Below are 14764 nucleotides of genomic sequence, written 5' to 3'. Positions count from 1 at the left end.
TAAAGTAATTTTGCATTTTCGAAATAACAAACACATTAATAATGCTTACTTTAAAAATTATTTCTATATATGGACGTTAAAGATAATAATTAGCAAGTAAATTACACATATATTCATTTTTATACATATTTCGAGCAATATTTATGCGTTATTTAAAAACTGAACATTGCTAAGTAAGCGAAATATAAACCAGGTTTACCCTTTTTACGCAAAGGTGTTTAGTAGTAGTATATGTGTGCATGTGTTAGAATAAATGTATAAATATTCGTAATCAGAGGTGTTTACTATGCCCAAAAAATCGGTTAGGCATATTAAAATTAGAGAAATAATTTCAAATGAACAGATAGAGACACAAGATGAATTAGTTAAACGATTAAACGATTATGATTTAAATGTTACTCAAGCAACTGTATCTCGAGATATTAAAGAATTACAACTTATTAAAGTACCTATACCTTCAGGACAATATGTTTATAGTTTGCCAAATGATAGAAAGTTTCACCCATTAGAAAAATTGGGGCGTTATTTAATGGATTCATTTGTGAATATAGATGGTACAGATAATTTACTAGTATTAAAAACATTGCCAGGCAATGCCCAATCAATTGGTGCTATATTAGACCAAATTAATTGGGAAGAAGTTTTAGGTACAATATGTGGTGACGACACTTGTTTAATTATTTGCCGTAGTAAAGAGGCGAGTGATGAAATCAAGTCTAGAATTTTTAATTTGTTATAAGGATGCGATGTTTTTATGTTACAAACCTTATCAATCAAGCAATTTGCTATTATTGAAGAGCTAGAAATTCAATTTTCTGATGGTTTAACTGTTTTAAGTGGTGAGACAGGATCTGGTAAATCAATTATTATTGATGCAATTGGTCAATTAATAGGCATGAGAGCATCATCAGATTTCGTTCGACATGGTGAAAAAAAGGCTGTTATAGAAGGAATATTTGATATTGATGAAAGTAAAGATGCAATACATATTTTGAAAAGTTTGGATATAGATGTAGACGAAGATTTCTTGTTAGTGAAAAGAGAAATTTTTAGTTCTGGTAAAAGTTTATGTAAAATTAATAATCAAACAGTGACATTACAAGATTTACGAAGAGTTATGCAAGAACTATTAGATATTCATGGACAACATGAAACGCAATCTCTGTTAAAACAAAAATATCATTTAACATTATTAGATAATTATGCAGAATCGCGTTATCAAGATTTGTTAGAAGAATATCATCAAACCTTTCAAAATTATAAAGATAAAAAGCAAGAATTAGAAGAGCTGGAATCTGCAGATCAAGCCTTGCTTCAGCGTTTAGATTTGATGAAGTTTCAATTGGAAGAATTATCTGATGCTCATTTAAAAGATGGCGAGATTGAACAACTTGAAGTAGATATTAAACGTATCCAAAATTCTGAAAAACTGAGCTTAGCACTAAACAATGCTCATTTAACATTAACTGATGAAAATGCGATTACTGATCGTTTATATGAATTAAGTAATCACTTATTAACAATAAATGATATTGTGCCAAATAAATATGACAAATTAAAAGAAGATATTGATCAATTCTATTACATTTTAGAAGATGCAAAGCATGAGTTATATGATGAAATGGCTAATACAGAATTTGATGAACAAATACTAAATGAATATGAATCACGTATGAATTTACTTAATAATTTAAAACGTAAATATGGTAAAGATATATCTGAGTTGATTGCATATCAGGTTAAGCTTAATAACGAAATTAATAAAATTGAAAATTATGAACAAAGTACCTCGCAACTTCGAGAAGAAATAAAAGAGTTATATCAACGAGTAATTGTTGTAGGACAATCATTATCAAAACAACGTCGCATTGTGGCAAGAGAACTAAGAGATCACGTAGTATCTGAAATACAGAATTTGCAAATGAAGGATGCAAATTTAGAAATTTCGTTCAAAACATTAGAAGAACCTAATATGGATGGTATTGAATTTGTAGAATTTCTAATCAGTCCTAATAAGGGAGAACCTTTAAAAAGCTTAAATAAAATTGCTTCAGGCGGAGAACTTTCGAGAATTATGTTAGCTTTAAAAAGTATATTTGTTAAATCAAGAGGTCAAACTGCAATTTTATTCGATGAGGTTGACTCAGGCGTTTCAGGACAAGCTGCCCAAAAAATGGCTGAAAAAATGCGTGATATAGCAGAATTTATACAAGTCATCTGCATTTCACATTTACCGCAAGTTGCTTCCATGAGTGATCATCATTTATTGATAACAAAAACATCAAAAGATGACCGTACAACTACACAAGTTAAAGAATTAATTGGTGATGATAAAGTCGATGAAGTTGCACGAATGATATCCGGTGCAAGTGTAACAGATTTAACGAGAGAAAATGCGCGAGAAATGATTCAACATAATCAAAGACATTAACAAATTTATATATTGATGAATAAGTATTCTGTGAAAATGTATTAAAATTATTCATTCTATGTAAACATTGATGTAAAATTAATAAGTATTCAATTTAACAAATAAGTAATAATACATTTTAAGACGAATGTATATCATTAGTTAGGAGTAAGAGCATGTCAGAGAAACAATATGATTTAGTCGTTCTCGGTGGAGGCACAGCTGGATATGTAGCAGCAATACGTGCATCTCAATTAGGTAAAAGGGTTGCCATAGTAGAACGTCAATTATTAGGTGGCACTTGCCTTCACAAAGGATGTATTCCAACTAAGTCACTGCTTAAATCTGCAGAAATATATCAAACTGTAAAGCAAGCATCTAAGTTTGGGGTTGAAGTTCAAGAAGCAACTGTTAATTTTGAAAATATGTTGGCACGTAAAGAAGATATAGTTAATCAAATGTATCAAGGTGTTAAACATTTAATGCAACATAATCATATTGACATTTATAATGGTACAGGCCGAATTCTAGGTACTTCAATTTTTTCACCACAAAGTGGTACAATTTCTGTCGAATATGAAGATGGTGAATCAGAATTATTGCCAAATCAATTTGTATTAATAGCAACCGGTTCGACACCTGCTGAGTTACCATTTTTAACTTTTGATCATGATAAAATTTTATCTAGTGATGATATATTATCATTAGTGACGTTACCATCTAGCTTGGGGATTATAGGTGGTGGCGTTATTGGGATGGAATTCGCATCATTAATGACGGATTTAGGTGTTGATGTAACAGTTATTGAAGCTGGTGAAAGAATATTACCTACTGAAAGTAAACAAGCATCTCAGTTGCTTAAAAAGTCATTATCAGCGAGAGGTGTTAATTTCTATGAAGGTGTTCAACTTTCGGAAAAAGATTTAAATATTAATGATGAAGGTGTCACTTTTAAAATTAATAAAGAAGATATTAAAGTAGAAAAAGTATTACTTTCAATTGGAAGAAAACCAAATACTTCCGATATTGGTTTAAATAATACTAAAATTAAATTGACTTCATCGGGACACATTTTAACAAATGAATACCAACAAACTGAAGATAAACACATATATGCGGCTGGTGATTGTATTGGGAAATTACAATTAGCTCATGTCGGATCAAAAGAAGGTGTTGTGGCAGTTGATCATATGTTTGAAAGTAATCCAATACCAGTTGATTATAATTTAATGCCCAAATGCGTATATACACAACCTGAAATTGCCTCTATAGGTTTAAATATAGAGCAAGCAAAAGCAGAAGGAATGAAAGTTAAAAGTTATAAAGTACCATTTAAGGCAATTGGTAAAGCTGTAATTGATAACCATGGTCCAAATGAAGGATATAGTGAAATGGTTATTGATCAGTCAACGGATGAAATTGTAGGTATTAATATGATTGGTCCACATGTAACAGAATTAATAAATGAAGCATCACTGTTACAGTTCATGAATGGCTCAGCATTAGAATTGGGACTAACAACACATGCGCATCCTTCCATTTCAGAAGTATTAATGGAATTAGGATTAAAAGCAGAAAATAGAGCTATTCACGTATAAATAGGAGGATTTAATATGATTGATTATAAATCATTAGGCCTTAGCGAAGAAGACCTAAAAGTAATATATAAATGGATGGATTTAGGTAGAAAAATAGATGAAAGGTTATGGTTATTAAACCGTGCCGGTAAAATTCCATTCGTTGTAAGTGGTCAAGGACAAGAAGCAACTCAAATAGGAATGGCCTATGCTCTAGAAAAAGGAGACATCACAGCGCCATATTATAGAGACTTAGCTTTTGTTACTTACATGGGTATCTCAGCTTATGATATATTTTTATCTGCTTTTGGTAAGAAAGATGATGTTAATTCGGGTGGAAAACAAATGCCATCACATTTCAGTAGTAGAGAAAAAAATATTTTATCGCAGAGTTCTCCAGTAGCTACACAAATTCCGCATGCAGTCGGAGCTGCTTTAGCTTTAAGAATGGATGGTAAGAAAAAAATTGCAACAGCAACTGTTGGTGAAGGTAGCTCAAACCAAGGTGACTTCCATGAAGGTTTAAACTTCGCGGGTGTACACAAACTTCCTTTTGTATGTGTCATTATAAATAATAAATATGCGATTTCAGTACCTGATTCATTGCAATACGCAGCTGAAAAATTATCGGATAGAGCACTTGGTTACGGTATACATGGTGAACAAGTGGATGGTAATGATCCTTTAGCAATGTATAAAGCAATGAAAGAAGCAAGAGATCGAGCTATTTCTGGTCAAGGATCAACCTTAATTGAAGCAGTAACTTCTCGTATGACAGCTCATTCATCGGATGATGACGACCAATATCGTACGAAAGAAGAGCGTGAAGCGCTTAAAAAAGCAGACTGCAATGAAAAGTTCAAAAATGAGTTATTAACTGCAGGTATTATCGATGAGGCATGGTTGTCTGAAATTGAAGCGGAACATAAAGATATCATAAATAAAGCGACTAAGGCAGCTGAAGAAGCTCCATACCCTAGTGTAGAAGAGGCATATGCATTTGTTTACGAAGAAGGGAGTCTAACTCATGGCTAAATTATCTTATTTAGAGGCGATTCGCCAAGCACAAGATTTAGCATTACAACAAGATAAAGATGTATTTATTCTTGGTGAAGATGTTGGTAAAAAGGGCGGTGTATTTGGGGCAACACAGGGACTACAACAAAAATATGGTGAGGATAGAGTTATTGACACCCCGTTAGCTGAGTCCAACATTGTAGGTACTGCTATTGGCGCATCTATGGTAGGAAAAAGACCAATTGCAGAAATTCAGTTTGCTGATTTTATTTTACCGGCGACTAATCAAATTATTAGTGAAGCAGCAAAAATGCGTTATCGTTCAAATAATGATTGGCAATGTCCCTTAACAATTCGTGCACCATTTGGTGGCGGTGTTCATGGTGGTCTTTACCATTCGCAAAGTATTGAAAGTATATTTGCTTCATCACCAGGATTAACGATAGTTATTCCATCAACACCATATGATGCCAAAGGTCTTTTATTATCATCAATCGAATCAAATGATCCAGTATTGTACTTTGAGCATAAAAAAGCTTATCGTTTCTTAAAAGAAGAAGTACCAGAAGAATATTATACAGTGCCTTTAGGAAAAGCAGATGTTAAACGTGAAGGTGAAGATTTAACTGTCTTTTGTTATGGATTAATGGTCAATTATTGTTTGCAAGCAGCGGATATTTTAGCAGCAGACGGTATCAATGTTGAAGTTGTAGATTTACGAACTGTTTATCCATTAGATAAAGAAACAATTATTGATCGTGCTAAAAATACAGGCAAAGTATTGCTTGTTACAGAAGATAATTTAGAAGGTAGTGTTATGTCAGAGGTGTCAGCGATTATTGCAGAACATTGTCTGTTTGAACTAGATGCACCAATCATGCGTTTAGCTGCTCCAGATGTACCATCTATGCCATTTTCTCCTGTATTAGAAAACGAAATAATGATGAATCCAGAAAAAATATTGAACAAAATGAGAGAATTAGCAGAGTTCTAGGAGGGAAAGTCATGGAAATAACAATGCCTAAATTAGGTGAAAGTGTTCATGAAGGCACAATTGAACAGTGGTTAGTTTCTGTTGGAGATTATATCGATGAATATGAACCACTTTGTGAAGTCATAACTGATAAAGTGACAGCTGAGGTCCCTTCTACAATCTCTGGTACAATTACAGAAATTCTTGTTGAAGCAGGTCAAACTGTTGCTATTGACACAGTAATTTGTAAAATTGAAACTTCAGATGAAAAGACTGGTAAACCATCTAATGAGAAAGAATCAAAAGTAATTGAAGATACAGTAGTCGAAGCTGACATTGCTAATACTGCAATGGAACAGCCAAAACAACAAGAAAATGCACCTCGTAACAACGGCCGCTATTCACCTGTTGTGTTTAAGTTAGCTTCAGAACACAATATTGATTTAGCACAAGTTGATGGAAGTGGATTTGAAGGTCGTGTTACAAAAAAAGACATCATGGCAGTTATTGAAAATGGTGGTACGACATCTCAGACAGATAGCCAAGTTAAAGAGACTTTAGCACAACTAGGCACTTCAAAATCAAGTAGTCAATCATCACAAGGAAATGGTGAAACAAATAAAATACCTGTTAATGGAGTACGTAAAGCGATTGCACAAAACATGGTAAACAGTGTTACAGAAATTCCACATGCATGGATGATGATTGAGGTTGATGCAACTAATCTAGTAAATACGAGAAACCACTATAAAAATGGATTTAAAAATAAAGAAGGTTATAATTTAACGTTCTTTGCTTTCTTTGTCAAAGCGGTTGCAGATGCATTAAAAGCATATCCACTTTTAAATAGTAGTTGGCAAGATAATGAAATCGTCTTACACAAAGATATTAATATATCTATTGCTGTTGCAGATGAAAATAAATTATATGTACCGGTAATTAAACATGCAGATGAAAAATCGATTAAAGGAATTGCAAGAGAAATTAATGATTTAGCAACAAAGGCTCGTAATAAAAAATTGACGTCAGAAGATATGCAAGGTGGTACATTTACAGTAAATAATACTGGAACGTTTGGTTCTGTATCATCAATGGGAATCATTAATCATCCTCAAGCAGCAATACTACAAGTCGAATCAATCGTTAAAAAACCTGTTGTAATTAATGATATGATTGCAATACGTAGCATGGTCAATCTTTGTATTTCAATTGATCACCGAATTTTAGATGGATTACAAACAGGTAAATTTATGAATCATATTAAACAACGTATTGAACAATACACTCTAGAAAATACAAACATATATTAAAATAGAATAATAGACATCTACTGACAAAATAGTTTATTTTGTCGGTAGATGTTTTTTTATAGAAAATTAATAATGAAATTCGAAAGTTATAGGGAAATTAGCTTGGATAAAATTGTCATAAAGGACAGAAAGTTTGATAGATTGTTAAAATTGTATCTAAATATAGGTGCAATTCAGATTAGTTTATTGAACAATAAGATATTAATTAGTAGAATGAGTATAGCTTAAATATAAAGGGATAGGTGATTGGATTTATGGACATGAATTTCGATTTATATATGAACGGTGTTGTCGAACAAGCAAGAAATGAAATAGAATCTGCAGGATATGAACAATTAACAACTGCAGAAGACGTTGATCAAGTTCTTAAACAAGAAGGTACAACACTAGTTATGATCAATTCAGTATGTGGTTGTGCAGGTGGTATCGCCAGACCAGCTGCTTCTCATGCTTTACATTATGACGTTTTACCTGATCGATTAGTGACAGTGTTTGCTGGTCAAGATAAAGAAGCGACACAAAGAGCGAGAGATTATTTTGAAGGGTATGCGCCTTCAAGTCCATCATTTGCTTTAATAAAAGATGGGAAAATTACTGAAATGATTGAAAGACACCAAATTGAAGGTCATGATGTAATGGACGTAATTAATCAATTACAAACATTATTTAATAAATATTGTGAAGAAAGATAAGAGGCACTAACCCATGTTAAAGTTAAATCCTTATAAGATTGGATTTAGAACAATAAAAACAGCAGTGGGTATGACGCTTGGTGTAATTTTAAGTAAGCTCATTGGTTTAGATAATTATGCTTCGAGCGCCATATTAGTCGTTTTATGTATCAAACATACAAAAGTACATTCGCTACAAGCGATTATTTCTAGATTAGTGTCGTGCTTTTTAGTATTGTTTTTAGGTTCAGCGATTTTTAGTTTATTAGGTCAAAGTCCTATAGTGTTGGGGTTAATCGTATTATTATTTATACCTTTAACTGTCGTCTTAAAGGTTCAAGAAGGTGTAATTACTAGTTGTGTCATTTTACTGCATATATTTAATGCGAAGTCGATTGATGCACATTTGATTGTGAATGAAACGTTATTACTTTTAATCGGTCTAAGTATAGCATTTATAATGAATTTAATGATGCCAAGTTTAGATAAACAGTTGGATGAATATAAATGTAAAATAGAACAGCAAATTGCAGATATTTTTAATAAATATAGTTATATTTGTGAAAAATATGAAGATACCATTGCAATTGAATTTGAAGCCTTATTGCTTAATATTAAAAAAGCAAAATCAATCGCATTCCGAGATGTAAAAAATCATTTTGTTAGAAATGAAAATTCATATTATCATTATTTTGACATGCGAGAAGAACAAGTAGAATTGTTGACGAGAATGAAATCACTCATAGAAAGTATTTGTCATAAAGACCCGCTTTTAAAAGATGTGTCAAGCTTATTAAAAGAAATAGGTCAAAATGTAAACAGTAATGATTATACAGCAATGCGATTGCACAATTTATACGAAATTCGTTTGAAATTAAATGAACTACCATTGCCCACGTCACACAAAGCATTAAATTCACGAGCTAGCATTATTCAAATATTAAATGAATTAGAAGAGTATCTTCAAATTAAATCACAATTTGGCTCTTTAAAAATGCATAGTGAAGTGAGTTAAAAAATTAATCCATCCGAATGACATTTGCCAAAAAAGTATGCGTTAAATACGCTAACTTTAAGGTTTTTGATCATAACGGATGGATTTTTGTTTTTATTACTATATAAATTATGTAGGACTAAATTATAAGATAGGAATTAAACTAGTTAATAATAAAGCCAATACGACTGATACAAGCAAAACGATGATGATGATTCTTAAAACTTTATTTTGCATTTTTGATTGCCTCCAAATAAATATGCTTTCTTAATTTTAACTAAGACATAAGCCGTAAACCTTGAAAGGTTATTTCTAAATCAAATGTTAGAAATTAATAAAAAGTTAGCCATTTCTACTTATGTCATTTTCCTCATTATACGATACCTTTGAAAATGCAATCAATATATTTTTGACAATGCTTTATTTAAGTTACAATTATATTATAAATTTAAACCGGAGCTAACGTTATACAATATCAATATTCAATTGAACAATTAATCGATTACTCATTTGTATATAATTTAACGTTACATACTGACAAATTGTATCTGAAGTTTTAACAGAAATTTCTAAGTTAAAAGGGGCGTTAATATGATTAACAAACAAAGATTGTTAAATACATTTTTAGAATTAGTACAAATTGATTCTGAAACAGGGCATGAAGAAATCATTCAACCTATTTTAAAAGAAAAATTTAAATCATTAGGACTGGATGTAAAGGAAGATAATGCAAGTAATCATCCGAAATTAGGCGCAAATAATCTAGTATGCACATTGGAAAGTACTATCGAAGAAGGGGTAGCACCGAAATTATATTTTACTAGTCATATTGATACTGTTATACCCGCAATTAATGTAAAGCCAATTGTAAAAGAAGATGGATACATATATTCTGATGGTACAACTATTTTAGGGGCAGATGATAAGGCTGGATTAGCGGCTATATTTGAAGTTTTACAAGTTATTCAAGAACATAGCTTACCACATGGACAAATTCAATTTGTGATTACTGTAGGGGAAGAATCAGGGTTAGTGGGAGCTAAACAATTAAAACCGCAATTGTTAGATGCTGATTTTGGTTATGCAATTGACGCGAGTGCAGACGTAGGTACAACGGTTGTAGGGGCGCCAACACAAATGTTAATATCAGCTAAAATTGTTGGAAAAACTGCACATGCAAGTACGCCGAAAGAAGGCATTAGTGCAATTAATATTGCAGCAAAAGCAATCAATAGAATGAAATTAGGTCAAGTTGATGAGTTAACAACAGCCAACATCGGTAAATTCCATGGTGGCTCAGCTACTAATATTGTAGCGGATGAAGTTATTTTAGAAGCAGAGGCACGTTCTCACGATCCAGAAAGAATAAAAACACAGGTCAAACATATGACAGACGTATTTGAAAACACTGCAAGTGAATTAGGTGGTAAAGCGATAGTATCGGTTGAACAAAGTTATCCAGGATTTAAAATAAATGACGATGAAGCGGTTGTTAAAATTGCTCAAGAGAGTGCTCGTAATTTAGGATTATCTGCAAATACAATTATTTCTGGTGGAGGTTCAGACGGCAGCATTATTAATACATTTGGTATTCCATCTGTCATTTTAGGAGTGGGTTATGAAAAAATCCATACTACAAATGAGAGAATGCCGATTAAATCATTGAACTTGCTTGCAAGTCAAGTGTTAGAAATAATCAAAATAGTTGCGCGACAATCGAAATGATTTAGTGTAGTGTATGTCTATTTTGTGATACAATACTAATGAAAAATCAACAAGTGAGGTAAGTAATATGACACAACAAATTGGAGTTATTGGTTTAGCCGTTATGGGTAAAAACCTAGCTTGGAATATTGAATCACGCGGATATAGTGTATCTGTATTTAACCGCTCAAGTGAAAAAACTGATTTAATGGTTGAAGAATCAAAAGGGAAAAATATTCATCCAACGTATTCATTGGAAGAATTTGTTAATTCTTTAGAAAAACCACGTAAAATTTTATTAATGGTTCAAGCAGGTAAAGCTACGGATGCAACGATTGATAGTTTGTTACCTTTATTAGATGATGGAGATATTTTAATTGATGGTGGTAATACAAACTATCAAGATACAATTAGACGTAATAAAGCTTTAGCTGAAAGTGCAATCAATTTTATTGGTATGGGAGTTTCTGGTGGAGAAATTGGCGCATTAACAGGCCCTTCATTAATGCCAGGTGGACAAGAAGAGGCATATAACAAAGTTGCTGATATTCTAGATGCAATTGCTGCAAAAGCTCAAGATGGTGCTTCATGTGTTACTTACATTGGACCAAATGGTGCTGGTCACTATGTGAAAATGGTACACAACGGTATTGAATATGCTGATATGCAATTAATTGCAGAAAGCTATGCGATGATGAAAGAACTTTTAGGTATGTCACATGAGGAAATTGCTCAAACGTTCAAAGATTGGAATGCTGGTGAATTAGAAAGTTATTTAATTGAAATAACTGGTGATATTTTCATGAAATTAGATGAAAATAAAGAAGCATTAGTTGAAAAAATTCTTGATACTGCAGGTCAAAAAGGTACAGGAAAATGGACTTCAATTAACGCATTAGAATTAGGTATTCCATTAACAATCATTACTGAATCTGTATTTGCAAGATTCATTTCTTCAATTAAGGAAGAACGTGTGAATGCTTCTAAAGAATTAAATGGTCCAAAAGCTTCATTTGATGGTGACAAAAAAGAATTTTTAGAAAATATTCGTAAAGCATTATATATGAGTAAAATTTGTTCTTATGCACAAGGTTTCGCGCAAATGCGTAAAGCAAGTGAAGATAATGAATGGAATTTAAAACTTGGTGATTTAGCTATGATTTGGAGAGAAGGTTGCATTATCCGTGCACAATTCTTACAAAAAATCAAAGATGCTTACGATAATAATCCAGGATTACAAAACTTATTGTTAGATCCATACTTTAAAAATATTGTAACTGAATACCAAAATGCATTACGCGACGTTGTAGCAACAGGTGTTCAAAATGGTGTACCAACACCTGGATTCTCATCAAGTATTAACTACTATGATAGTTACAGAGCAGCTGATTTACCTGCAAACCTAATTCAAGCTCAACGTGACTATTTCGGTGCGCATACTTATGAAAGAAAAGATAAAGAAGGCGTATTCCATACACAATGGATTGAAGAATAATATTGATTAAAGGATAGTTGAAAGATACTATCCTTTTTTATTTTTTAAAAAGAAGTTAAGTATTAAAATCCTTAACTTTGTCGGTGTAGGGAGTAGGACAAAAGTCCCTAAAAAATAGATGCTCAACAAGCTGTATGGTATCAATTACATTTCAAAAAGGCTGATTTCTATCAAATAATTAATAGAAATCAGCTTTTTTACTTTGTCTAAGAACTTTATATCCCAAACTCACTGCTTTGGGTTTGTTTATCAATAAAGATACACTATAATAATGAAAGTTTTTTATTCGACTTTCCTTGATTTAATATCATAATGTTATTATTTAATTAAGTAATAAATTATATATCAAAAAATATTTAAACGAAAAAGATTGACCAATAATATATTGTGTGATATATTATTTTTTATAAATAGTAATTTTACATCATGAATTCTTAGGAGGAAGGAGGTCGATATGATGAAAATTAATAACCATACTATTAATGGATATTCAGACATTAATAGTTCTGAAGCGATGCAATATGCAGCAGGTTGCTGCTCTTGTAGTTGTTCATGTAGTTGTAGCTGTTCATGTTCTTGTACTAGTGCTTCAACAGCAGAGCAATAAATTAAATGTAAAGCTTGGTCTATTTAGATCAAGCTTTTCCAAATTTGAAAGGTGAGTGTATGGAAAGTTTAATGACTATTAAGAATTTAAAAGTTGATATTAATAATAGAAAAATTCTAAACCTTAATAATAGTACTATAAATATTTATTGTGAAGATAAAATAGCACTGATTGGGAAAAATGGCGCGGGAAAAACTACTTTGATTAATTGTTTGTTAAATGAGATAAATTACAGCGGCGTTATTGATAGAAAGCTAAGTTCTAAAGATATAGGGATTGTTTTTCAAGAGAATAAGTATGGGGATTTAATCAAAGTGCATGAATTAATTTATTTAGTAACAGCTTATAGCAAACGAAGTAAACAATTTAAAGCATTTACGAAAGCTTTCTCTTTAGAACAACTTATAAATAAATTTGTTAAAGATTTATCCTTGGGGGAGCAAAAGCGCTTAACTGTAGGATTAGTATTAAATAAACAAAAAAAGTTATACATATTTGATGAATTGACATCTGGATTAGACTATGAAAAAAGACAAAATTTATTACAGAAAACTAAAGAAATCACCCAAAATAAAGCAGTAATTAAAATTACGCATTACTTTGATGAGGTTGAAAATTGGGCGAATAAATTAATCATTTTAGATAAAGGAGCATTATTGTTTTACGGCAGTATAGATCAATTTTTCTCAAAATTTTATCACTATGCGTTGATTGAAATAGTGAATCAAGAATTAGATTATCTAGTTAGAGATGATATTGAAAAAATAAATGCCGATGTATATTTTAATGCTAAGGTTGTTACCCACAATAAAGAGCAAATGAATGACGTTATTAATATATTAAATGAACGAAAAATAGAATTTAAAATAAACATGCAAAATATATACTCAACATATTTAATATCAACTTTGGAGGAAAAATGATAAATAAAATTTTGTTAAGCATAAAAATGCAATTTAGAGTTCCTATATCAGTGTTCTTTTCATTAATTTTTCCAATCATCATGGTATTAGTTATTATTTTGTCTTATGGGAATTTTAGTATAGGAAATGGAAGACACTTTATAGATAAATATTTTTTAATTAGTACGAGTATTGGACTGCTACCGATTGCTTTTATTAGCTTTCCAATTTGGTTAAGTGAGAGCATTGAGAATGAGACGCTGAAACGCTTAAAATATTTTGAAGTAAATATTAGTAGTTTAATCGTATCTAATATTATTTCATACTGCTTCTTAGCGATATTTAGTGTCATTTTAAATATCATTATTGGTAAAGTATTTTTCTCATTAACTCTACCAAACACGCAATATTTTATAGCCTTCTTTTTCCAAATTTTTTATAACATTATCGCTCTGTTAATGATAGGAACATTTTTAGCTTTGTTAATAAGAAAGAGTAAGGTTTTATTGCCTTTTGGAATGATATTGCTTTTTCTCACTTATATGATTATTGGTGTTTTTGTTCAGTATGGAGAGCTCCCTCATGTTTTAAAGGAAATAGGAAATTGGATGCCAATCAAATATGCTACTAATGATTTTTATTCAATTTGGACAAATGAACGTATGTGGGACGCATCATTTTTAAAATTAAATTCATTGTATATCATAGTGACGAGTGTTTTAAGTTTATTTATTTATAAGTTTAAGAAATGAGGAGAATAATGATGTTGAAGAGACAAGAAATGCGAGTGATTATTGAAATTTTAGCAGGTATTGTGTTATCTGCCATCATCACAGCCATCGCGATTTCAATAGGTTACTTTATTATAAATAAAAATGGTTATGCGCATTTTGATGTGAATTTATTAGGATTAAATTTATACAGAATACACAATTATGGAGTTAGTGGGGAGCCAATTATAACAAATATTATGTTTTTAGGTGTAGCCTTGTCCATATTATTAGTAATCATTTTTGAATTGCTTGTAGCAACTAACAAAAGAGGTAAAAAGCAATGATTAATTATCAGTTGAAGGGAATGTTTAATCAGCATTCATTATTTAAA

14 protein-coding genes and 1 pseudogene are annotated in these 14764 nt (G+C 31.3%); 14 read left to right on the top strand and 1 reads right to left on the bottom strand.

The window, feature by feature from the left end; translation table 11 throughout:
- Positions 1-286 precede the first annotated feature (286 nt).
- The 8 genes from ahrC (at position 287) to CD116_RS08155 (ending at position 8973) form a co-directional block, all read left to right on the top strand.
- Entirely contained in the window at positions 287-739 is a 453-nt protein-coding gene (gene ahrC / locus CD116_RS08190; RefSeq protein WP_001124985.1) for a transcriptional regulator AhrC/ArgR, read from the top strand.
- 15 nt (positions 740-754) lie between these two features.
- Positions 755-2431, top strand: a complete 1677-nt coding sequence (recN, locus tag CD116_RS08185; RefSeq protein WP_047549208.1) for a DNA repair protein RecN — start codon at positions 755-757, stop codon at positions 2429-2431.
- A 155-nt stretch (positions 2432-2586) separates the two neighbouring features.
- A complete protein-coding gene (gene lpdA / locus CD116_RS08180) occupies positions 2587-4008 on the top strand; it encodes a dihydrolipoyl dehydrogenase (protein ID WP_047549211.1) in 1422 nt (473 codons plus the stop codon).
- A 15-nt stretch (positions 4009-4023) separates the two neighbouring features.
- Positions 4024-5022: a thiamine pyrophosphate-dependent dehydrogenase E1 component subunit alpha gene (locus CD116_RS08175; RefSeq protein ID WP_047549214.1), complete on the top strand. Its 999-nt coding sequence runs from the start codon at positions 4024-4026 to the stop codon at positions 5020-5022.
- Positions 5015-5998 carry an alpha-ketoacid dehydrogenase subunit beta gene (locus CD116_RS08170; RefSeq protein WP_047425663.1) on the top strand — a complete coding sequence of 328 codons (984 nt, stop codon included), beginning with the start codon at positions 5015-5017 and terminating at the stop codon, positions 5996-5998. The genes CD116_RS08175 and CD116_RS08170 overlap by 8 nt, the downstream gene beginning before the upstream one ends.
- Positions 5999-6009: 11 nt before the next feature.
- Positions 6010-7287, top strand: coding sequence for a dihydrolipoamide acetyltransferase family protein (locus tag CD116_RS08165; RefSeq protein ID WP_047549217.1), 1278 nt, complete (start codon positions 6010-6012; stop codon positions 7285-7287).
- Positions 7288-7541: 254 nt separating this feature from the next.
- Positions 7542-7979 (top strand): bacilliredoxin BrxB, encoded by a 438-nt coding sequence (brxB, locus tag CD116_RS08160; RefSeq protein ID WP_047425660.1) that lies wholly within the window; start codon positions 7542-7544, stop codon positions 7977-7979.
- A 13-nt stretch (positions 7980-7992) separates the two neighbouring features.
- Positions 7993-8973, top strand: a complete 981-nt coding sequence (locus CD116_RS08155; RefSeq protein ID WP_047529372.1) for an aromatic acid exporter family protein — start codon at positions 7993-7995, stop codon at positions 8971-8973.
- 123 nt (positions 8974-9096) lie between these two features.
- On the opposite strand, the pseudogene CD116_RS13935 reads toward CD116_RS08155, so the two are convergent.
- Positions 9097-9192: pseudogene (locus CD116_RS13935) on the bottom strand (stressosome-associated protein Prli42); the annotation flags it as partial.
- A gap of 351 nt (positions 9193-9543) precedes the next feature.
- On the opposite strand from CD116_RS13935, the gene CD116_RS08150 reads away from it, so the two are divergent.
- From CD116_RS08150 to CD116_RS08125, 6 genes are all read left to right on the top strand, one after another.
- Positions 9544-10677, top strand: coding sequence for a tripeptidase T (locus CD116_RS08150; protein WP_047549220.1), 1134 nt, complete (start codon positions 9544-9546; stop codon positions 10675-10677).
- Positions 10678-10744: 67 nt separating this feature from the next.
- Complete coding sequence (gene gndA, locus CD116_RS08145) at positions 10745-12151, top strand: NADP-dependent phosphogluconate dehydrogenase (protein ID WP_047549223.1); 1407 nt, start codon at positions 10745-10747, stop codon at positions 12149-12151.
- Between the two features lie 454 nt (positions 12152-12605).
- Complete coding sequence (gene stsA / locus CD116_RS08140) at positions 12606-12758, top strand: stapholysin S (protein WP_011382299.1); 153 nt, start codon at positions 12606-12608, stop codon at positions 12756-12758.
- 59 nt (positions 12759-12817) lie between these two features.
- Complete coding sequence (locus tag CD116_RS08135; protein ID WP_047549230.1) at positions 12818-13681, top strand: ATP-binding cassette domain-containing protein; 864 nt, start codon at positions 12818-12820, stop codon at positions 13679-13681.
- Entirely contained in the window at positions 13678-14412 is a 735-nt protein-coding gene (locus CD116_RS08130) for an ABC transporter permease (protein WP_047549233.1), read from the top strand. The genes CD116_RS08135 and CD116_RS08130 overlap by 4 nt, the downstream gene beginning before the upstream one ends.
- 11 nt (positions 14413-14423) lie before the next feature.
- A complete protein-coding gene (locus CD116_RS08125; RefSeq protein WP_047549236.1) occupies positions 14424-14717 on the top strand; it encodes an LlsX family protein in 294 nt (97 codons plus the stop codon).
- Positions 14718-14764: the final 47 nt, after the last annotated feature.

The organism is Staphylococcus schweitzeri (genome assembly GCF_002902405.1).
GTDB lineage: Bacteria > Bacillota > Bacilli > Staphylococcales > Staphylococcaceae > Staphylococcus > Staphylococcus schweitzeri.
The sequence above is the reverse complement of the archived record's forward strand: the minus strand, read 5'-3'. Positions and strand labels throughout refer to the sequence as shown.